Raw genomic sequence first — 22581 nt, forward strand, 5'->3', positions numbered from 1 at the left:
TCTCGGTTCGGATGCCCAAATTTGACATTATGGACGGCGACTCTGCGGACGGCTCAACCGGAGGACGTTGGCGACGATCCGGTGCCCCGCCCCGCCCGCCGCCGTGAGGATGGACTCCGGGTGGAACTGGACGGCCCAGCGCCGCCGCTCCGGATCCTCGATCGCCATCACGACGTCCCCGGTCAGCGCCGTCACCTGGAACCCCTTCACCCGGTCGGGCGTGGCGTGCAGCGAGTGGTAGCGAGCCGCGGTGAACTCGTCCGGGAGCCCTTCGAACAGCCCGCCGCCCGTCACCTTCACCTGGCCGGGCTTGCCGTGGGACGGCTCGGGCAGCAGCGTCAGATCGCCGCCCGCGTGCTCGACCATCGCCTGCAGGCCGAGGCAGACGCCGAAGACGGGGAGGTCCCGCTCGTCCAGCGCGTCCAGGAGGGCGCGGGTGGCGAAGTCGTCGGGGCGGCCGGGCCCGGGTGAGAGCACGACGAGGCCGGGTGCGTGCTCGTCCAGCATCCGCATCGGGAACCCGTGCCGGAGCGTGACCACATCGGCGCCCTGCTGGCGGAAGTAGTCGGCGAGGGTGTTGACGAACGAGTCCTCGTGGTCGACGAGCAGCACCTTCGGCGCGTCGCCCGGCGGCGCGGGAAGCGGCGCCTCCCGCGCCGCGGCGGACCCGCCCCCCTCCAGCGGCGCGGTGAGCGCCCCCAGCAGCGCGCTCGCCTTGAGGTGCGTCTCGCGCTCCTCCTCGTCGGGGTCGGAGTCGTACAGCAGGGTCGCCCCGGCCCGGACGGTGGCGACGCCGTCGCGGATCTGCGCGGTCCGCAGCGTCAGGCCCGTGTTCATCGACCCGTCGAAGCCGACGCATCCGACGGCGCCGCCGTACCAGCGGCGCGGCGACTCCTCGTGGTCCTCGATGAACTGCATCGCCCACGTCTTGGGGGCGCCGGTGACGGTGACCGCCCACATGTGGGTGAGGAACGCGTCGAGCGCGTCGAACCCGGGGCGCAGCCGCCCCTCGATGTGGTCGACGGTGTGGATCAGCCGCGAGTAGATCTCGATCTGCCGGCGGCCGAGGACGCGCACGCTGCCCGGCACGCAGATGCGCGACTTGTCGTTGCGGTCCACGTCGGTGCACATGGTCAGCTCGGACTCGTCCTTCGCCGACGACAGGATCGTGCGGATCTGCTCGGCGTCCTCCAGCGCGTCGGCGCCGCGCTTGATCGTCCCGGCGATCGGGCACGTCTCGACCCGGTCGCCGCCGACCCGGACGAACATCTCCGGCGACGCGCCGACCAGGTGCTCGCCGTCCCCGAGGTTGAACAGGAACTCGTACGGTGCGGGGTTGGTCTCGCGCAGCCGCTCGAAGAACGCGGCGGGCGCGTCGCAGCGCGCGTACATGGCGTGCCCCGGCGTCACCTCGAACAGGTCGCCGCGGACGAACTTCTCCTTGGCGTCCCGCACCATCTGCGCGTACACGCCGGGGACGGGCTGCGCCGGAAGCTCCGCCGCCGGTGGCGGGACGGGCGTCGGCTCGGTGGCGCGCGGCAGCCCCGCGGTGCTCACCCCGCCGATCTCGAACTCGTACGACATCCGGTGGGAGGTCTCGCGCTTGCGGTCCACGACGACCATCTCGTCGGCCAGGTGCAGGACGAGGTCGCGCTGGTCCGCCGGCCGTTCGGCCCTCGTCCGCAGCGGCTCGAACTGCAGCGACAGGTCGTATCCGAACGCCCCGTACAGGCCGAGGTGGGGGTCGTCGCAGCGGAACAGGCCGACGACGGCGCGCAGGGCGGTGAAGACGGTCGGCTGGCGGCTGCGCTCCTCCTCGGTGAAGAACGCGTCCGCCGGCGGGACGAAGACCTCGAACAGGCCGGGTTCGTCCGCCCGGACCTCGCCGGTGCCGCGGAGCACGGCGGCGATGGCGGGCAGGACGACCCGCCCGCGCTCGTTGAGGGCCCGCACGGCGGCCGTCCGGCCGCGGGCGACGATCTCCAGGCAGGGATCGACGTAGGCCATGTGCCAGCGGCTGTAGCGGCCCGGGTACTCCATGCCGGAGCTGAGCACGCCGCCGCGCCGCTCCCCCACGGCGGCGACGAGGGCGTTCAGCACGTCGGACTTGCGCTCGGAGTCGACCGGGGTGGCGGTACGGGTCACCCGTACGCCTCCGGCCGTGACGAACTCGCTGGTCAGCGGCTGCTGTGAGACGGTCTCCACCGCGGTGGCCCCTCATTGTCCGGGCCCTGCACCCAGGCGGAGGGACGCGAAAACGACCGCCGGGTGAGGGCGGTCGCCTGGGTGTGAACGTGCACGAACCGGCGCCGCCTTAGCGGCGCCACCACCACTGGGAGGCTGCGGTTCGCATGCCGCGAGATTACCACGGGCCGGAAGCAGGGGTTCACTCACGCCACCGCGCGGCCCGCCCCGGCGGCGGCCGGGAGCCCGGCATCGCCGGCGGCCACTGGACGCTTCTCCGGTAACCGCGGGACACGGTGATTCAGGGAACGGCCCGGCCGCCCGCTCGACCGGGCGGCCGGGCCGTTCTCCCGCGGGTCAGGCGCGCCCGTACTGGTCCTCAAGGCGCTCGATGTCGTCCTCGTCGAAGTGCCCGAAGGCGATCTCCATGACGCGCACCGCAGGGCCGTCCGAGCTCAGCCGGTGCGTGTCGCCGGCCCGGATCAGCACCCGCTCCCCCACACCGGGCACGATGCGGCGGCCGGCGACCTCGAACACCGCGCCGGGGTCGAGCGCCACCCACAGCTCGTCGCGGTCGCGGTGCCGCTGCAGGCTGAGCCGCTGTCCCGGCTCCACGTGGATGATCTTCACGGTGGACGGCTCGTTGAGCGTGAAGCGCTCGAAGCTCCCCCAGGGCCGCCGCTCCGTCTCCACCGCGGGTTCCGTCTCCACCGCGGGCTCGGTCTCCGCGGCCGGCTCGGGCCGCACGTCGGTCTGCACGCGCGCGTCGGTCTGCACAGTCACCTCGGGGATCGTGGTTCGTCGGACATCTGCGGGGCGCGGGCGCCGGACGCCGCCGCCGGCAGCCCGCCCAGGACGAGGTCGACGAGGCCGTCCACGACGGCCTCCCGCGGAACCTCGTCGTCGTGGTCGAGCCACCAGTCGCCGGCCGTCTGCACCATGCCGACGATCGCGTGGCCCCACACGTAGGCGCGGGTCCGGTCCGCCATCTCGCCGTCGGCGATCATCACCTCGGCCAGTTCTCGGCTCACGTCGCGGATCATCGTGCTCATCGCGCTGTGCGTGGCGGTGTCCTCGGCGCTCGCCCGGTGCATCAGGAAGCGGTAGAGGTTGAGGTTCTTGGAGATCGTCGACAGGTAGGTGTCGATGGTGGAGCGGGTGCGGTCGCGGATCGGGCCGCCGCTGGAGAACTCCTCCCGGATCCCCTCGATCAGCTTGCGCGTGTGCCGCTCGGCCAGCGCCTGGTAGAGGCCGCTCTTGTCGCCGAAGTGGCGGTAGAGGATCGGCTTGCTGATCTCCGCTTCGGCGGCGATCGCGGCCATCGACGCCTCCGGGCCCTCCCGCTGGATCACCCGGTCGGCGGCCTCGAGCAGCGCGCGGCGGCGCCCGGGATCGCGCCGCGACCCCGTTGCCGGGCCGCCCTGCGCACGTGTCATGCCCGCAAAGGTATCCGGGGGTGTTACCCGGTGACAACACCGCCTGGCCTGCGCGGAACTCGCGCGGCGGCGAGCCTCCCGCCGCGCGGCCCGAGCGGCTACCGTGACCAGGGTGCGGACGCTCTATTCGGTGCGGCTGGAGGGCCTGGCCGCCAACCCCGCCGCCCCGGCCGATCTCCTGCTGCTGATCCTGGAGCGCGCCGAACCCCGGATGCGGAACGCGCTGCTGCGCCGCGCCGGTGTGCCGGACGCCGTGTACGAGGCCGCCGCCCGGCACCCCGACCCGCGCACCCGGCGGCTGGTCGCCACGACGGGCCACGCACCGGTCGCGCTCCGCGCCCGCCTCGCCGACGACCCCGATCCCGTCGTCCGCCGGGCGGTGGCCTCGGCCCCCGAGCAGTGGGAGCCCGCGATGCCGCTGCCCCGCGACGTCCTCGCGCGGCTCGCGGCCGACCCCGACGCGCGGGTGCGCGACGCCCTGTGCGACAACGCGGCCCTGCCCGACGGCGTCCGGGCCGCGCTCGCCGCCGACCCGGACGCGAAGGTCCGGATGGGGGCGCTGCTGACCTGGCCGGAGCCGCCCGACGAGGTCGTCGACGCGGCGCTGGAGGACGCCGACCCGGCCGTCCGGCGGCTGGCGATGCGGCTCGCGTGCCACCGCCGCCCCGAGTTCGCCGCGCCGCTGCTGGCCACCGGCCAGGCGTCGGCGGTGTCCACCCTCCCCCTGGACGACGAGCAGGCGCGTGAGCTGTGCCGGCACGAGAACACCGCGACGCGCGCCGCGGTCGCCGCGAACCCCCATCTGCCGCCCGGCCTCGTCGAGGTCCTCGCCGCCGACCCCGAACACGAGGTGCGGCTCGCGGTGTCACTGCGCCCGGAGCTGACCGAGGAGCAGCGCGCGGCCATCGACTGCCACGTCGGGCCGCACGACCGGCTCCACCCGCCCGAGTGGTTCTGGACGCGGCTGGACGACCTCGTCCTGATGCGCCGGTACGCCACGTCCGCGCATGTGGGACTGCGCCGCTTCGCCGCCTACAGCCCGCACCTGCCCGCCGACCTCGTCGCCCTCCTGGCGGCCGACGAGGACTTCGTCGTCCGGATGCTGCTGTCGGAGTGCCATCCCGACCCGCCCGGCGACCTGCTGCTCGCGGTGGCGCTGGAGTCGCCGTACATCACCAGGCTGGACCGCGTCGGGCATCCCAACTTCCCGTGCGCGGGCCTCGCCCGGCTCGCCGGCGCGGACGACCCGGTCGCCCGCACCCTGGCCCTGCGCGATCCCGCGCTCGGGATCCGGGCCGTCGAGCGGCTCAGCCGGGACGGCGACCCGGAAGTGCGCGCGGCGGCGGCCCGGGACGCGCGGCTCCCGGTCGCCCGGCTGCTGGAACTGCTCGACGACCCGGAGGCGGCCGGGAGCGCGGCGCGCAACCCCGGCCTCCCCGAGGCGTCGATGAAGCGGATCCTCTACGACGTGGCGATCATCTAGCGATCATCCGGCGAACCGGCAGGCCGGCGGCGGCCCGGCCGGGAGCCTGGGCGCCCGTTCCGCGGTGCCGCCGATCTCTTGATCGTTCGGGTCTCGACATATCACCAGGAAATCGGCAAAATTCAGCCAGCCGAGGTTGTGACACCCCTCACGCGGTCGGGTGCCGCACCGCCGTCCGGGTGGAATGGGGTGAGCAGGCATCGCTCGTCCGGTAACGGAAGAACGCTGGTTCGGCCCACCCCGGAAAGACGCCGAGTGCGCGCTTCTGTGCCTGCCCTACGCAGGCGGCGGCGCGACCGCGTACTGGTCGTGGCGGCGCGGGTTCCCGGCCGCCATCGACCTGCAGCCCCTCAAGGTCCCCGGCCGGGACGGGCAGGCCGGCGAGCCGGCGGAGGCGCCGTCCGTCCCCGAGATCGCCGCGGCGGTGGCGTGCCGGGCGCGGGGCCCCTACGCGCTGTACGGGCACAGCATGGGCGCCCGCCTCTCCTTCGAGGTGGTGCGCGAGCTCCGCCGGACGGGCGCGCCGATGCCGGTCCGGCTCTTCGTCGGCGCGGCCCTCCCGCCCCACCTTCCCGAGCCGCTGGCCCGGTTGGCGAACCTGCCCGAGGCCGACTTCATCGAGCAGCTGATCGACCGCGCGGGAGCACCGCCGGACCTGCGCCACGAGCCCGAACTGCGCGCCCTGGCGCTGCCGGCGCTGCGCGCGGACTTCGCCTGGATCAGGGCGTACCGGTACCGGCCGGAACCGGCTCTGGACGTCCCCGTCACGGCGTTCGCGGGGTCGGACGACAGGGAGTTCCCCCCGGCGAAGATGGCGGGCTGGGCCAGGCACACCACGGCGGGGTTCCGGCTGCACACCCTGGCGGGCGGGCACATGTTCCTGCACGGGCAGGCCGAGCGCATGGCCGCGATCATCGCGGCGGACCTGACCGGCGGGAGCGGCCGCGCTCCCGGACCGCCGGAGGACGACGAGGTCCACGTCTGGCTCGCGACGCGGCCGGAGATCCTGCGCCGGTACGACGGCGCACGGCCCGGCCTCCGGATCGGCGCCGCAGAATCGGGAGGTCTCACCGTCACCGCGGTCACGCGGGGCCTGCGCGCCGGCATCGCCGTGGAACGCCTGCCGCCCCCGGAGGGCGTCGACGAGAGCCTCTTCGATCCGGCGGAGCGGGCCGACCTCGACGCCGAGCCCGCGGAGACGCGGCTGCTGTCCGCGGTGAGCATCCACGTCGCGAAGAAGGCCGTCCTGCGGGCGGCCGGGAACGCCCCGGCCTGCGACCCCGCCGGTTTCGGGTTCGTCCGGCGCGACGCGGGCGAGCCGTGGCGTCCCGGCGCGGCCCCGGGGATGGAACGGCTGGAGGCGTGGCGGGTCACTCACTTCCCCGTACCGGGAGGGCTCGCGGCCGTGGCCGTCGCACGTGACGGATGGCGGCTCCGCTTCGAGATCCCCGGGGAGGCCCGGTGACCGAGGCGCCGGCCGCCCCACCGCCCCCGCTCCTGGGAGACCTGATCACGGCCCAGGCCGCGCGGACCCCCGACGCCATCGCCGTCAGGCAGTGGAACGACACCCTCACCTACCGGGCCCTGGCCGGAGCCGCCGCGGCGCTGGCCCGGGACCTCCGACGGCTCGGCATCGGCCCGGAGCAGCGGGTCGGGGTGTGCCTCCGGCGGACGCCGCTCATGCCCGTCGCCGTCCTCGGCGTCCTGCTCTCGGGCGGCGCCTACGTGCCGCTCGACCCGTCCCATCCGCGGGGACGGCTGGCCGGCGTCATCGCGGACGCCGCCATCGACGTGGTCGTCGCCGACGAGACGGGCCGGGAACTCCTGGACGGCCTCGGCCCGCGCCTGCTCGTACCGTCGCCGGACGACCTGGACAATCCAGATGACCCGGACGATCCGCCGCCGAACGCGGCCGCGCCCGAGAACGCCGCCTACGTCCTCTACACGTCCGGGTCGACCGGCGAGCCCAAGGGCGTGACCGTCGCCCACCGCAGCGCCGTGGCGTTCGTGACCATGGCGGCCGACTGGTTCGGGCTGGACGGGACGTGCCGCTCGATCGCGTTCTCCGCGCTGGGCTTCGACGTGTCCGTCCTGGACATGCTGGCACCGCTGACCAGAGGCGGCAGCGTGCAACTCGTCGGCGACGGCGACCGCGACGACCCCGGCCGGCTCCAGCGCTTCCTGGGCGAGCACGACGTGACGTGGGGCTTCCTGCCCCCGGCCCTTCTGCCGCTGCTCGACCCCGAGGGGATGCCGAACCTGCGCGACCTGGTCACCGCGGGCGAGCCGGCCGGCCCGGAACAGGTGGAGCGCTGGTCGAAGCCGCCGGAGCGGAGGTTCCACAACTGGTACGGCCCGACCGAGACGACCGTGTGCGTGGTCGGCACGGAGCTGACCGGCCACTGGGACCGCCCGCTCCCGATCGGCCGCGCGCTCCCCGGCTGCCGGGCCCACATCCTGGACGAGCGGGGCGGCCCCTGCCCGCCGGGCGTCCCGGGCGAGCTGTGGATCGGCGGCCCGCAGGTGGCGCGCGGCTATCTGGGGCGGCCCGCCCTCACCGCCGAACGCTTCGTCCCCGACCCGTTCGGAGGCGAACCGGGCGCGCGGCTGTACCGCACGGGCGACCGGGTCGTCCTGGACGCGGAGGGGCGGATCGCCTTCCTCGGACGGCTGGACCGGCAGGTGAAGATCCGGGGCCAGCGGGTCGAGACCGGCGAGGTCGAGACCGTCCTGCGCGGCCATCCCGGCGTGCTCCAGGCGGTCGCCGGCGTCGCGGCGGACGAGCTGGTCGCCTACGTCACGCCTCGCGGGGCGCCGGACCTGGACGAGCTGCGCGCCCACTGCGCCGGCCGGCTGCCCGCCTACATGCTGCCGACCCGCCTCGTCCGGCTCGACGCGCTGCCGCTCAACACCGCGGGCAAGGTCGACCTGGAGGAGCTGCGCGGCCGGGCGGTCCCGGAACCGGCGCCGTCCGCGAGCGGGAACGGGACGGTCGCCGGGATCTGGGCGCGCGTCCTGCGGTCACCGGCTCCCGGGCCCGGCGACGGGTTCCTGGAGTCCGGCGGCCACTCGCTGCGGGCCATGCGGATCGTCTCCGCGCTGCGCGCCGAGCTGGGCCGCGACGTCACCGTCGAGGACGTCTTCGCCGGGCGGACGCTGGCCGGCCTGCAGGCCCGGGTGGCCGCGGCTCCCCCGCTCCTCCGCGGCCCGGTACGCGCCGCGCCGGACGGACCGGTGCTGTCGGCCATGCAGCGGAGGCTCTGGTTCGTCGAGCAGCTCGCGCCGGGCACCCCCGTGCACAACGTGGCGATCGCGGAGCGGCTGCGCGGCCCGCTCTCGGCGGACGCGCTGCGCGCGGCGCTGACCGCCGTGGTCGCCCGGCACGACGTGCTGCGCTGGCGCGTCCGGCAGCGGTCCGGCGTCCCCTACGTGGTCGTGGACCCGCCCGGCGAGGTGCCGCTGCCCGTCGACGAGGTCGGCGAGTCCCGGCTGGCCGGGGCCCTCGCGGACGAGGCGTCCACGCCGTTCGACCTGGCCGCCGGGCCGCTGCTGCGCGCCCGGCTGCTCCGGCTCGGCGACGACGACCACGTCCTGGCGCTGACCGTCCACCACATCGTCTTCGACGGCTGGTCCCAGGGCGTGCTCGCCGGCGACCTCGCCGCCGCGTACGCCGGGACGCCCGCCGCGCCGGCACGGGCGGGCTTCGCGGACTACGTCGCGTGGTCGCTGGAGCGGGCGAGGCGCCACGGGACGGACCAGGCGGCGTGGTGGAAGGACCACCTGGCCGGCGCGCCGGCGGTGCTCGACCTCCCCCGCGACCGCGCCCGCCCGCCCGTGCAGACCTTCCGCGGCGAACGCACCGCCGCCCGGACCGGCCCGGAGCTCGCCGCCGCCGTCGACGCCCTCGGCGTCTCGCTCGGCGCCACCCCGTACGCCGTGCTGCTGGCGGCCTTCGGGGTGCTGCTGCACCGGCTCACCGGCCAGGACGACCTGGTCGTCGCCACCCCGTACGCCGACCGCCCGGACGCCGCGTTCGAGAACCTGGTCGGGTGCTGCCTGCGGATCCTGCCGCTGCGGCTGCGGGTCGACGGCGGCGCGGACTTCGCTTGCCACGTGCGGCGCTGCCAGGACGAACTCGCCCAGGCGAGCGCCCACGGCGACCTGCCGTTCGAGCGGATCGTCGAGACGCTGGGCGTCCCGCGCGACCTGGGACGGGGGCCGCTCGCGCAGGTCGCCTTCAACATGTTCGGGTTCGCCGGGCCCCGGCTCCGCCTTCCCGGCTGCACCGCCGAACCGGTCGAGGCGGGGCTGCCCGGGTCCCTGTTCGACCTGACCATGTACGCCGACCGGACCCCGGGCGGGCTGGCGTTCCAGGTCGTCCACAACCCCGACCTGTTCGACGGCGACCGCGTCGAGGCGCTGCTCGCGGGCTACCTGCGGCTGCTCGGGGACCTCGTCGCCCGCCCGCACGAGCCGGTGCGCGAGGCGTCGCTGCGCGACCCGGCCGCGCCGGACTGGGACGAGCCGCTCCCGGAATGGACGGGGCCGGGAGTCCTGGAACGGGTGCGCCGGGCGGCGCCGGACGCCGTCGCGGCCTCCGGGGCCGGGGGCGAGCTGACCTACGGCGAGCTCGCCCTCCTGAGCCGCCGCACGTCCGCCGCCGTGCGCGCGGCGGGCGTCCGCCCCGGCGAGACGGTGGCGGTACCGGCGATCAGGGACGTGGCCCTGCCCGGCCTGCTGCTGGGCGTCCTGGCCTCCGGGGCGCGCTGGGCGATCCTCGACCCGTCCGATCCACCGGCCGTACGGCGGGCGCAGGCCGCCGCCGCCGGAGCCCGCGCCCGGCTGCGCGGCCCCGGCGCCGCCGAGGACGACGGCGCCCTCCGCGACCTCCCGGCCGTCCTCGTCGAGGACGGCGGGCCCGCCGACGGCACCGAGTCGCCGCGCGGCTACATCTCCCTCACCTCGGGCACCACGTCCGGGCCCAAGGCGGTCGTCACGTCGGACCGCCCGCTGGCCCGCTTCGTCGACTGGTACACGACCGCGCACGGGATCGGCCCCGGCGACCGCGTCGCGCTGCTGTCCGGCCTGTCCCACGACCCCGCGCTGCGCGACATGTTCGTCCCGCTCGCCGCCGGGGCCCGGTTGTGCGTGCCCGGCGGGCCGATGGTGCGCGACCCGGGACCCCTTGCGGAATGGCTGCGCGCGCAGGAGGTCACGGTCGCCCACCTCACCCCGCCCTTGGCCCGGATGCTCTGCGCGGCCGCCGCCGAGCCGATCCCCGGCCTGCGGCTGATCGCGCTCGCGGGCGACCGCCTCACCGAGGACGACGCGCTCCGCCTGGCCGTCCTCGCCCCGAACGCCCGGATGCTGAACCTGTACGGCACCACCGAGACCCCGCAGGGCCACTCCCGCCACGAGGTCGATCCGGCCCGGCTGACCGCGACGGCGCACCCGGTCCCCGTCGGACGCGGCATCCCCGGCAGCCGCCTGCTGGTCGTCGACCCCGCGGACCGCGTCTGCGGAACCGGCGAGCTGGGCGAGGTGGTGATCCGCAGCCGCCATCTCGCCGACGGGTACCTCGACCCGTCCCTGACCGGGCGGGGCTTCGGCGCCACGCCCGGCGCCGCCGACCCCGGCGACCGGATCTTCCGCACCGGCGACCTCGGACGGTACGCGCCGGACGGCGCGGTCGAGCTCGCGGGACGCGCCGACGACCAGGTGAAGATCCGCGGGTACCGGGTGGAGCTCGGCGCGGTCGAGGCCGCGATGCTGGACCATCCCGGCGTCAGGGCGGCCGCCGCCGCCACGGCCGTGGACGCGGCCGGCGCGCGCGTCGTCCACGGCTACGCGGTGCCCGAGCATCCCGAACTCACCCCGGCCGGCCTGCTGGCCCACCTGCGCGCGAAGCTGCCGGACGCGGCCGTCCCGGCGGACGTGCGCCTGGTCCCGGCGATCCCGCTGACCCGCGGCGGCAAGGTGGACCGCTCCGCGCTGCCCCGGCAGCGGCGGCGTCCGCTCCCGCCCGCGTCCGGCGGGCCCCTGACCCCCACCGAACGGGTCGTGGCCGAGGCGTGGGGCGCGGTGCTGGGGCGGCTGCGGGTCGGCCCGCGCGACAACTTCTTCGACATCGGCGGCCACTCGCTGGCGATCATGGCCGTGCAGGCCCGCCTGGACCAGGCCCTCGGCCGCCGCGTCCCGGTGGTCGAGCTGTTCCGCCACCCCACCGTCCGGGAACTGGCCGCCTTCCTCGAAGGCGGCGCCCGCCACAGCCCCGGCCTCGACCGGGCGACCCGGCGGGCCGCCGCCCGTCGCTCCCGCTCCCGGCGGCGCGACCGCCCCTCTTCACCCACGCGACCGGCGCACGGCAACCAGAAGGACGCGGACCATGACGACCCCCCACACGGCCTCCCCGGCTGACCGCCAGGACGACCACGGAGAACACGACGAGCACGGCGGGCAGGCCGTGGAACCGATCGCGATCATCGGGCTGGCCTGCCGGGTCCCCGGCGCCGGCGACGCCCGGCGGTTCTGGGACAACCTCGCCGAGGGCGCGGAGGCGATCCGCTACTACTCCCCGGACGAGCAGCGCGAGCTGGGCGTGGCCGAGCACGTCCTGAACGACCCGAACTTCGTGCCGGCCGCGATGGTGCTGGACGACCACGACTCCATCGACGCCGCGTTCTTCGGCATGTCGATCCGCGAGGCGGAGATCCGCGACCCGCAGCACCGGCTGTTCCTGGAGCTGGCGCACACCGCGCTGGAGGACGCCGGCTACGACTCGACCCGCTACCCGGGCGAGATCGGCGTGTACGGCGGGGTGGGTCCGGACGTCTACCAATGGATCAACATCCGCAGCAATCCCAAGGCGTACGCCAACGCGGGCTGGCTCGCGGTGATGGTCAGCAACCACGCCGACTACTGCGCCACGCTCGCGTCCTACAAGCTCGACCTGCGCGGGCCCAGCATCACGCTGCACACCGCCTGCTCCACCTCGCTGGTCGCCGTGCACACCGCCTGCGAGGCGCTGCGCAACGGCGAGTGCGACATGGCGCTGACCGGCGGCGCGACCATCGAGGTGCCCGCCGGCCACGGCTACATCTACGACGACGACGGCATCACCTCGCCGGACGGGCACTGCCGCGCCTTCGACGCCGGGGGCAAGGGCACGATCTGGGGCAGCGGCGGCGGGATCGTGGTGCTGAAGCGGCTGGCGGACGCGCTGGAGGACGGCGACAACGTCCGCGCGGTGATCCTCGGCAACGCGATCAACAACGACGGCGCCAACAAGGTGGGGTTCTCCGCACCGAGCGTGGAGGGCCAGTCGGCGGTGGTGGCGCAGGCCCTCGGCGTCGCCGGGGTGGACGCCCGCACCGTGTCCTACGTGGAGGCGCACGGAACCGGGACGGCGCTGGGCGACCCGATCGAGGTCGGCGCGCTGTCGAACGTGTTCGGCCAGGCCAGTCCGGACACCGGCTGGTGCGCGATCGGCTCGGTCAAGACCAACATCGGGCATCTGGGGCAGTCAGCCGGGATCGCCGGGGTGATCAAGACGGTGCTGGCGCTGGAGCACGGGACGATCCCGCCGAGCCTGCACTACGAGTCCCCCAACCCCAGGATCGACTTCGGCGAGAACCCGTTCTACGTCAACGCCTCCCTCGCGAAGTGGGAGGCGAACGGCGCCCCGAGGCGGGCGGGCGTCAGCTCCTTCGGCATCGGCGGGACCAACGCGCACCTCGTCCTGGAGGAGGCGCCGGCCCGGGACCGCCCCGCCCGGGAGCCGCGCCCGCTGCATCTGCTGCACGTCTCCGCCCGCACGGAGACCGCGCTGGAGGCGTCATGCGAGCGGCTCGCCGCGCATCTGGACGGCGACCGCGACCTGGACCTCGCCGACGTCGCCTTCACCCTGCGCGAGGGACGGCGCAGGATGGGCCGCCGCGCCGTGGTCGTGGCCGCCGACATCGACGAGGCCGTCGCCGCGCTCCGCGACCCGCGGCGCCTCGTCACCGGCGCCGTGCCCCGCCGCACCCCGCAGGTCGCGCTGCTGTTCTCCGGGCAGGGCGCGCAGTACGCGGGCATGGGCGCGCAGCTCTACGAGGCCGAGCAGGTGTTCCGGGACGCCGTCGACGAGTGCGCCGCGATCCTCGCCGGCGAACTCGGCGAGGACATCCGCGAGACCGTCCTCACCCGCGGCGGGGACGGCGACGAGCGGCTCCGGCAGACCCGGCTGACCCAGCCCGCCCTGTTCACGGTCGAGTACGCGCTGGCGCGGCTGTGGCTGTCGTGGGGCCTGGAACCGGCCGCGATGATCGGGCACAGCATCGGCGAGTACGCCGCCGCGACCGTCGCGGGGGTGTTCGACCTGCCCGGCGCCCTCAGGCTCGTCGCCGCCCGCGGCGCGCTGATGCAGGAGATGCCGCCGGGAGCGATGCTCGCGGTGCCGCTGGACGAGGAGGAGGTCCGCACGCGGCTCCCCGCCGACCTGGCGGTCGCCACCGTCAACGCGCCCGGCACCTGCGTCGTCGCCGGGCCGGCCGAGGCCGTGGACGCGTTCGCGTCCGAACTGGCGGCGGAGGGCGTCGCCGGTACGCCGCTGCGCACCTCCCACGCGTTCCACTCACCGATGATGGAGCCGATCCTGGGCCGGTTCCGGCAGCTGGTGGAGGAGACGCCCCGGTCCGCGCCCCGGATGCCGTTCGTCTCGAACGTCTCGGGCACCTGGATCACCGCCGAGGAGGCGACCGACCCGTCCTACTGGGCGCGGCACCTGCGCGAGGCGGTCCGGTTCGGCGCGGGCGTGGAGACGCTGCTGAACGAGGGCGAGTGGCTGTTCGTCGAGTGCGGGCCGGGCCGCCAGCTGTCGAGCCTGGTCCGGATGCAACTGGGCCGCGACGCGGCCCGCCCGGCGCCGAGCCTGCCGGGTCCGCGCGACAAGGGCTCCGACCTGCACACCCTCTACGCCGCCGCCGGGGCGCTCTGGACGCGGGGCATCGACCTCACCGGACCGGCCGCCGAAGGCCGCCGCGTCTCACTGCCCGGCTACCCCTGGGAGCGCAAGCGCGCCTGGATCGAGCCCGCGGAGGGCGTCGGGCCGCTGGCCGTCGTCCCGCACATCGGCGGCGAGGCGAACCTGCCCCTGGAGGAGTGGTTCACCGTCCCCGCCTGGCGGCAGGCGCCGCGGGCACCGGGCTCGCCGGAGCCGATCGGCCGCTGCCTGGCGTTCGTGGACGACGGCACCGCCGGGCTCGTCGCGGCACTGCGGGAAGCGGGCGCCGAGGTCGTCGAGGTCCGTCCCGGCGACGCCTACGGCAGGGCCGGCGACGGAGTCCACGCCGTCCGCCCGGCCGAGCCCGCCGACTACGAGGCGCTCATCTCCGACCTCGGGGACGTCCCCGGCCGCATCGTCCACGCCTGGGCGCTGTCCGGTTCACCGGCCGCGGGCCCCGAGGCTGCCCTGCAGGCTCAGGACCGGGGCTTCTTCAGCCTGCTGACCCTCGTCCAGGCGCTGTCCGCGGCGGAGCCGCCCGAGACCCGGCTCGACGTGCTCACCGCCGGGACGCGGGCCGTCACCGGGCGGGACGTGACCCGGCCCGAGCACGCCACCGTCGCCGGCATCGCCCGGGTGGTGCCGCTGGAGGCGCCCTGGCTGACCGTCCGGCACGTGGACCTCGACCCCGTCGAGCCGCTCGCCGACCCGGCCGCCGTCCTGGCCGAACTGGGCGGGGACGCCGATGTCGCGCTGCGCGGGGGACGCCGCTGGATCGAGGAATGGGAGCGCGTGACCGTCCCCGGCGCGGACGGCGGCGCGCCGCCGCCGATCGGCCCGGACGACGTCGTCCTCGTCACCGGCGGCCTCGGCGGCATCGGCATCACCCTCGCCGAGGACCTCGCCCGGCGCGCGGGAGCCCGGCTGGTGCTGGCGTCCCGCTCCGGCCTCCCGCCCGAGAGCGAATGGGACGCCCGCGCCGCCGACGGCGGACCCGCCGCGCGGGCCATCGCCGCCGTCCGCCGGATGCGGGACTCGGGTACCGAGGTCATGGTGGCCGCCGCCGACGTCACCGACGCGGCGGCGCTGCGCCGGGCCCGCGAGGAGACCCTCGCCCGCTTCGGCCGGCTGGACGTGATCGTGCACGCCGCCGGTGTGGCCGGCGGCGGCATGGCCGAGGTCAAGGAGCGCGCCGCCGCCGAACGGGTGCTGGCGCCCAAGATCGGCGGCACGCTCGCGCTCCGCGACGCGTTCGGCGACCTGGACCTGCGCGCGGTGGTGCTGTGCTCGTCCGTCACCGCCGTCGCGGGCGGGTTCGGCCAGGTCGACTACTGCGCCGCGAACGCCTTCATGGACGCGCACGCGTCCGGCGAGCACGGCTGGCCGTGCCGGGTGGTCTCGCTGGACTGGGGCGGGTGGCTGGAGGTCGGCATGGCCGCCGAGGCCGAGGCCCCGTCCGCGTTCCGCGCCCTGCAGCGCGGGATGCGGTCCACGCCCGTCGACCACCCGATCGTCACCGAGATGCTGTCGGGCGAGGCGGGCGCCGCGTGGGCCGCGGGCGAGGTGTCCGCGCAGACCCACTGGGTGCTGGACGAGCACCGGATGACCCCCGTCCCGGTCATGCCCGGCACCGGATACGTCGAGACCGCGCACCGCGCCGCCGCCACGGCGCTGCCCGCGGCGGACGGCGACGGCACCGTCATCGAGCTGCGCGACCTGACGTTCACCGAGCCCATGCCCGTCCCGGACGGCGAGGCGGCCCAGATCCGCGTCACCCTCACGCCCGAGGCGGACGGGATCGACATGCGGATCTCCAGCCGCGTCGGCGGGGAGGTCCGCGACCACGTCCGGGGCGGCGCGGGCCGGATCGACCCCGGTACCGCGCCGGTCGCCGACATCGCCGCCGTCCGGGCGCGCTGCGATCAGGCCGACGGGCGCGGCGGCGTCCCGCTGTCCAGCCTGCTCAGCTACGGGCCGCACTGGCGCAACCTGCGCAGCTGGTACATGGGCGAGGGCGAGGCGCTGGCGTTCCTGCACGCCGAGGGCATCGTGGCCGCCGACCTGGACCGCTGGGTGCTGCATCCCGGAATGCTGGACGAGGCCACCTCCTTCGCCCGCATCAGCGTGGAGGGGCACTACCTGCCGCTCAGCTACGGGCGCGTGGTGGTGCGCGGGGCGATGCCCGCCAAGATGTGGAGCCACCTGGTGTTCCGCGACAGCGGCACGGACGAGGTGATCGTCGCCGACGTGACGCTGTACGACGAGGACGGCCGGGAGGTCGTGGCCATCACCGACTACGTGCTGCGCCGCGTCGACCCCGACCGGGTCATGGGCGTCGTCACCCGCAAGGACCCCGCCGGCGCCGGCCCGGCGGGCGCGCCCGCCCAGCAGGAGGGGGTGGGCGCCGACCGGGGGCCCGGGATCCGGCCCGCGGACGGCGCCGAGGCGTTCACCCGGATGCTCGCCACCCCGCTCGGCCCGCAGGTGGCGGTCACCGCGACGCCGCTGCCCGCGATCCTGGAGGAGACCCGCGCGCTCACCCAGGAGACCGTCGAGACCGCGGTGGGCGAGGGGGCCGCGTCCGCGGCCGCCCGCCGCGCGTCCGACGGTTTCGTCGCGCCGCGCACCGAGATGGAGGCCACCCTGGCCCGGCTGTGGGGCGAGGTCCTGGGCGGTGAGGAGATCGGGGTCGAGGACGACTTCTTCGAGCTCGGCGGAAACTCGCTCATCGGCGTGCAGTTCCTGGCGCTGCTGCGCAAGCAGATCGGCGTGCGGCTGCCGATGCGCACCCTGTTCGAGGCGCCGACCATCGCCGCGTTCGCCGCGCTGGTGGCCGCGGACGAGGCGTCCCCGCCGGAACCCGGGGAGTCCGGCGACGGGGGCACCACCATCCCGCGCCTGCCGCGCAGCACCGACTCCGGCACGGGAGGCGTCGGCGCGTGAGCGACACGCAGGGGCTGAGCCCGGCGAAGCGGGCGCTGCTGGAGCAGCGCCTGCGGCGCCGGGCACCCGCTGCGGCGCGCCCGGTGATCGGGCGCCTGCCGGACGGCGTGGCGCCGCCCCTGTCGTTCGCGCAGGAGCGGCTGTGGTTCATGGAGCAGTTCGCGCCGGGCACCGCGGCCTACAACGTCCCCATGGCGCTGCGCCTGCGCGGGCCGCTGGACGAGGCACGGCTGCGCGCCGCCCTGGACGGCGCCGCGGCCCGGCACGAGAGCCTGCGGATGCGGTTCCCCGCCGGCCCGGACGGCTCGCCGCTGGTCGTCGTCGCGGACCCGTCCCCGGTGCCGATGGAACGCGCGGACGCCTCGGGAGGCGTGGAGGAGGCGCACGGACTGGTGGCCCGTGCGGCGGCACGGCCGTTCGACGTGGCCCGGGGGCCGCTGCTGCGCGCCCTGCTCGTGCGCATCGCCGGTGACGACCACGTCCTGCTGGTCACCGCGCACCACCTGGTGATCGACGGCGTCTCGGCGGGACTGCTGGCCCGGGAGATCCGGGAGCGCTACGCCGCCGGCCCGGACGCGCCGCCCGCGCCCGACCCGCCCGTCCGGTACGGCGACTACGCGGCCTGGCAGCGGGATCACCTGTCGCAGGGCGCGCTGGACCGCGACCTGGAGTACTGGCGGGAGCGGCTGGACGGCCTGGAGCCCATCGAGCTGCCGGCCGACCGGCCGCGCGGCGCCGGGCCGTCCTCCGCCGGGGCGTCGCACCCGTTCCGGGTGTCCCCCGGCCTGGCCGGCCGGCTCGGGGAGATCGGGCGGGCGCACGGCGCGACACCGTTCATGACGCTGCTGGCCGCCTACCAGATCGTGCTGGCGCGGCACTCGGGCCGCCGCGACCCGGCCGTGGGGACGCCGGTGGGCGGCCGCCCGCTGCCGGAGCTGGAGGGCCTGGTCGGCCTGTTCGTGAACATGGTGACGCTGCGCGCGGACCTGACCGGCGACCCCGTGTTCACCGAGCTGCTCGCCCGCACCCGGGACACCACCCTGGACGCCCTGGCCCACCAGGGCCTGCCGTTCGAGCGGCTCGTGCGGGACCTGCGGCCGGAGCGCGACGCCGCCAGGTCACCGGTGTTCCAGGTGACCTTCACCTTCCACGATCCGGACCCGCCCCCGGACGGGCCGCCCGGCGGCCCGGCGGCCGAACCGTTCCCGGTCGCGCAGCATGCGACCCGCTTCGACCTGGAGCTGCACGTCGCCGCCCGCCCGTCGGGCGGGCTGGACGGGCTGCTGGTCTACGACCGCGAGCTGTTCGACGCCGCCACCATCGCGCGGATGGCCGGGCACCTGGAGACGCTGCTCGGCTCGATCGCGGAGCGTCCCGGCGCGCGGCTCAGCGAGCTGGAGATGCTCACCGAGGACGAGCGGGCGGAACGGGCACGGTGGAACGACACCGCCGCCGACCTCGGCCCGCCCGCGACGCTGCACGGGCTCCTCGCCCGGCGGGCACGGACCCGTCCGGGCGAGGTCGCCGTCGTGCACCCCGGCGGCGAGCTCACCCGTGCGGAGGTCGAGCGCAGGGTACGGCACCTCACCCGGGAACTCGCCGGGGCCGGAGTGGAACGCGAAGAACTCGTGGCCGTCGTCATGGAGCGCGGCTGGGAGCAGATCGTCGCGGTCCAGGCGATCCAGCGGGCGGGCGGCGCCTACCTGCCGGTGGGTCCCGACCTGCCCGGGCGGCGGCTGCGGCACGTCATCGAGCGCGGCGAATGCCGGATCGCGCTCACCCAGCCCCGGCTGGCGGAATCCGTCCCGTGGCCGCCCGGACTGGACGTGCGCCAGGTCGTCCCGCCGCCCGGCGGCGAACCGGAGCCGGCCGGCGCACTCGGCCCCTCGCGTCCCGGAGATCTCGCCTACGTGCTGTTCACCTCCGGCTCCACCGGGACGCCCAAGGGCGTGATGATCGAGCACCGGAACGCGGCCAACACCTGCCTGGAGGTCAACCGGCGGTTCGGTGTCGGGCCGGACGACCGGGTGCTGTCCCTGGCCGAGCTCGGCTTCGACCTTTCGGTGTACGACGTGTTCGGCGCGCCGGCCGCGGGCGCGGCCCTGGTGATGCCCGAGCCCGCCGCCGCCAGGGACCCGGCCGCCTGGGCCCGCTGGGTCGAGCGCGCGCGGATCACCGTGTGGAACTCCGTCCCGGCGCTGATGGAGCTGCTGGTGGAGCACGCCGAGCACGAGGACGCCGACCTCGGCTCGCTGCGCCTGGTGCTGCTGTCGGGCGACCGGATCCCCGTCGGCCTGCCCGGCCGGATCCGGGCGGTGGCGCCGAACGCCGAGGTGATCAGCCTGGGCGGGCCCACCGAGATCTCCATCTGGTGCGTCCATCACACGGTCGGCGAGGTCGATCCGGAGTGGCGGTCCATCCCGTACGGGCGGCCGCTGGCCAACCACACCGTCCACATCCTGGACGAGGACGGCGCGCCGGTGCCGGTCGGCGTCACCGGGGAGCAGTACGTCGGCGGCGCCGGCGTCGCCCGCGGCTACTGGCGGGACCCCGAACTCACCGCGGCCCTCTTCGTGCGCCGTCCGTCCAGCGGGGAGCGGCTGTACCGGACCGGCGACCTGGGACGGTTCGGCCCCGACGGGGTCATCGAGTTCCGCGGCCGGCGGGACGCGCAGGTCAAGATCCGCGGCCACCGGGTCGAGCTCGGTGAGATCGAGGCGCACCTGGCCGCCCACCCGGACGTGGCCGAATGCGTCGTCACCGCGCAGGACGGCGAGCTGGTGGCGCACGTCGTCGCCGAGCCCGGAGCCGGACCCGCCGCGGCGGCGCTGCGCTCCCACCTGGACCGGGCCCTGCCGCGCCACATGGTCCCCGGCCGGTACCGGCTGCTGCCGCGGCTGCCGCTCAGCCGCAACGGCAAGGTCGACCGCAAGGCCCTGGCCGTCCCCTCGGCGGAGCCCACCGGTTCCCTGCCCACGTCCCCGGAGCCGTCCGCCGAACCCGCGACGGAGCTGGAGCGGACGGTCGCGGGGGTATGGCGGGACGTCCTGGGCGACCCCGGCCTCGGCGCCGACGACGACTTCTTCCAGAGCGGCGGACACTCACTGGCCGCGATCAAGGCGCTGACCCGGCTGCGCCGCCTCCTCGGCGGCGGTGACTGGTCGGTGAGCGTCATGGACCTCTTCCAGAACCCGACCGTGCGGCGGTTCGCGCGGCTCCTGGAGGACCCGCGCGAGCGCGGTTCCGGCCTCCTGCACGCGCTGAAGGCGCCGCCTCCCGGCCGGTGCGCGCTCAGCTACGTCTGCGTCCCGTACGCGGGCGGGCAGGCGCTGGCCTTCCGGGACCTCGCCGACGCCCTCCCGGAGGACCGCGCGGTGTACTCCGTCGCCGTCCCCGGCAGCGATCCGTCCCTGGCCGGCGATCCGTCCCCGGCCGGTGAGCGGCCCGGAGAATCCGTCGAGGAACTCGCCCGGCGCTGCGCGGCGGAGATCCTGGACCGCGTCGACGGCCCGCTCGCGCTGTACGGGCACTGCGCCGGCGGCGCGCTGGCCGTCGAGCTGGCGCGGCTGCTGGAGGCGGCGGGCCGCGAGGTGACGGCGGTCTACCTCGCCGCGATCTTCCCGTTCGCCCGTCCCCGCGGCCGGATCGCCGATCCGGTGCTGCGGCTGCGCGAGCGCGTCCTGGGCGACCGGTTGTACGAGGTCCGGATGCGGGCGCTGGGCACGGACGTGGCGGGCCTGGAGGACGCGCAGGTCCGGTTCATGGCCAGGGCGATGCGCCGCGACAGCGTGCTCGCCGAGGAGTACTTCACCCGGTTGCTGCACGAGCGGGTGGCGCCGCTGCGCGCGCCGATCATCTCGCTGGTCGGCGCGCAGGACGGCGTCACCGACATGTACCAGGAGCGCTACCTGGAGTGGCGGTTCCTCTCCGGCTCGGTGGCGCTGGTGGTGCTGGACGAGGCCGGGCACTACTTCGTCCGGTACCGGGCCGAGGAGACGGCCGAGATCGTCGCCGGGACGCATGACGCGCTGGCCGCCGGGACCACGGGCGCGCTGCGGCGGGAGGCGCGCGGACCCGCCGCCACCTGGTGGCTGGAGGACGCCGACGACGGCGCCCGGTCCGGCGGCGGGCCCGGCGAACCGGCCGGACGCGCCGCACCGGAGCCCGGCCTGCGCCGCTTCCTGGCGGTCACGTCGGCGCAGCTCGCGGCGGTCACCGGTTCCGCCGTCACCGACTTCGCCCTGCCGATCTGGATCTACCTGACCACCGGGTCGCTGGCCCGGTTCGCGCTGTTCGCCACGCTGGCCATCGTCCCCGGCGTGCTGGCGGGCCCGCTGGCCGGGGCGGTCGTGGACCGGCTGAGCCGCCGGACCGTGCTGCTGTGGAGCACCGGCGCGGCCGGGACGGTGCAGCTGTGCCTGGGCACGCTGGTGTGGACCGGCACCCTGCGGATCTGGCACGTCTACCCGCTGATCGCCTGCCTTTCGGTGGTGTTCGTCTTCCAGCGGCTCGCCTACACCACCGCGATCCCGCAGCTGGTGCCGAAGCATTTCCTCGGGCACGCCAACGGGCTGGCGCAGATGGTGAACGGCATCGCGCAGTTCGGCGCTCCGCTGGCGGCGGTGTGGCTACTGTCCACGGTCGGGCTGGGCGGCGTCCTGGCGCTGGACGTGGCCGGCTTCTTCGTGGCCGTCGCCGTGCTGGCGTTCGTCCGGTTCCCGGAACGGCTGGGGCGGGTGCGCCGGGAGACCCTGTGGGAGGAGCTGGTCAACGGGTTCCGCCTGGTGTGGAGGAACCGGCCGATCCGGGCGCTGCTCTGCTTCTTCGCGGTGTTCAACATCCTGCTGTCCCCGCTGCTGATGTCGCTCGCGCCTCTGGTGCTCGGATTCGGGTCGCTGTCGGCCGCCGGGCAGGTGGCGGTCGTGGGCGGCGCCGGGGTGGCGGCGGGCGGTCTGGCGATCGCGGTGTGGGGCGGCCCCAGGGAGCGCCGCGTCCACGGCGTGATGGTGACCGGGCTGCTGCTGGCGGCGTCCGCGACGCTCACCGGGATGCGGCCGGACCCGGTGTTCGTGGCGGTGTGCGCTTTCTTCCTGTACTTCTGGCTGGCGATCCACAACGGCATCTACGTCACGCTGATCCATCTCAAGTTCCCGCAGCGCTTCCACGGCAGGATCCTGGCGGTCAACCAGATGATCGCCTGGTCGACGCTGCCGCTGGGGTTCGCCGTCGCCGTGCCGCTGGGCGAGCGGCTGCTGGAGCCGCTGATGGCGGCGGACGGCGCGCTGGCCCCGACCGTCGGGCAGGTGATCGGCACCGGTACGGGACGCGGGCTGGGGCTGATGTACCTCGTGCTGGGCCTGCTCATGGGGGTGGCCGTCGCGGTGGCCATGCGGACCAGGGTGCTGGGCCGGTTCGACCGGGACGTTCCCGACGCGCCGCCCGACGACCTCGTCGGACGGCAGGCCCTCCGCGAGCGCGGGGGCGCGGCGGCTCTCAGGAAAGGACACCTATGAGCGGCGGAGCCGTTCGGGGGGCCGGGGGGACCTCCCCCA

Annotated in this window: 8 protein-coding genes; 5 read left to right on the forward strand and 3 right to left on the reverse strand. The window is 75.7% G+C overall.

All coding sequences use genetic code 11. The features are described from left to right. Positions 1–27: 27 nt before the first annotated feature. From ACGFIS_RS22470 to ACGFIS_RS22480, 3 genes are all read right to left on the reverse strand, one after another. Positions 28–2205, reverse strand: coding sequence for an anthranilate synthase component I (locus ACGFIS_RS22470; RefSeq protein WP_392906762.1), 2178 nt, complete (start codon positions 2203–2205; stop codon positions 28–30). A 336-nt stretch (positions 2206–2541) separates the two neighbouring features. Then, the gene (locus ACGFIS_RS22475; protein ID WP_392906763.1) at positions 2542–2967 is read right to left on the reverse strand and encodes a phosphomannose isomerase type II C-terminal cupin domain; all 426 of its coding nucleotides are present in this window, start codon (positions 2965–2967) and stop codon (positions 2542–2544) included. After that, the gene (locus tag ACGFIS_RS22480) at positions 2964–3620 is read right to left on the reverse strand and encodes a TetR family transcriptional regulator (RefSeq protein WP_392906764.1); all 657 of its coding nucleotides are present in this window, start codon (positions 3618–3620) and stop codon (positions 2964–2966) included. The genes ACGFIS_RS22475 and ACGFIS_RS22480 overlap by 4 nt, the downstream gene beginning before the upstream one ends. A 112-nt stretch (positions 3621–3732) precedes the next feature. Here ACGFIS_RS22480 and ACGFIS_RS22485 point away from each other — a divergent pair, with 112 nt between their 5' ends. The 5 genes from ACGFIS_RS22485 to ACGFIS_RS22505 all read left to right on the forward strand — a co-directional run bounded on the left by ACGFIS_RS22485 (position 3733) and on the right by ACGFIS_RS22505 (position 22542). After that, entirely contained in the window at positions 3733–5103 is a 1371-nt protein-coding gene (locus ACGFIS_RS22485) for a hypothetical protein (RefSeq protein WP_392972348.1), read from the forward strand. A 271-nt stretch (positions 5104–5374) separates the two neighbouring features. Continuing rightward, on the forward strand, positions 5375–6568 hold the full coding sequence (locus ACGFIS_RS22490) for a thioesterase domain-containing protein (protein WP_392906956.1): 1194 nt from the start codon (positions 5375–5377) through the stop codon (positions 6566–6568). Further along, complete coding sequence (locus ACGFIS_RS22495; protein ID WP_392972350.1) at positions 6565–11520, forward strand: amino acid adenylation domain-containing protein; 4956 nt, start codon at positions 6565–6567, stop codon at positions 11518–11520. The genes ACGFIS_RS22490 and ACGFIS_RS22495 overlap by 4 nt, the downstream gene beginning before the upstream one ends. Beyond that, positions 11489–17029 carry an SDR family NAD(P)-dependent oxidoreductase gene (locus tag ACGFIS_RS22500; protein WP_392972352.1) on the forward strand — a complete coding sequence of 1847 codons (5541 nt, stop codon included), beginning with the start codon at positions 11489–11491 and terminating at the stop codon, positions 17027–17029. The genes ACGFIS_RS22495 and ACGFIS_RS22500 overlap by 32 nt, the downstream gene beginning before the upstream one ends. Continuing rightward, positions 17026–22542 (forward strand): amino acid adenylation domain-containing protein, encoded by a 5517-nt coding sequence (locus ACGFIS_RS22505; RefSeq protein WP_392972354.1) that lies wholly within the window; start codon positions 17026–17028, stop codon positions 22540–22542. The genes ACGFIS_RS22500 and ACGFIS_RS22505 overlap by 4 nt, the downstream gene beginning before the upstream one ends. The last annotated feature ends 39 nt before the right edge of the window (positions 22543–22581 follow it).

The sequence above is a fragment of the Spirillospora sp. NPDC048824 genome, assembly GCF_043198455.1.
GTDB lineage: Bacteria > Actinomycetota > Actinomycetes > Streptosporangiales > Streptosporangiaceae > Spirillospora.

Bases quoted from the DNA above. Each gene is read 5' to 3' on its own strand.
- ACGFIS_RS22500 (WP_392972352.1), top strand. From the start codon at position 11,489: ATGACGACCCCCCACACGGCCTCCCCGGCTGACCGCCAGGACGACCAC.
- ACGFIS_RS22480 (WP_392906764.1), bottom strand. From the start codon at position 3,620: ATGACACGTGCGCAGGGCGGCCCGGCAACGGGGTCGCGGCGCGATCCC.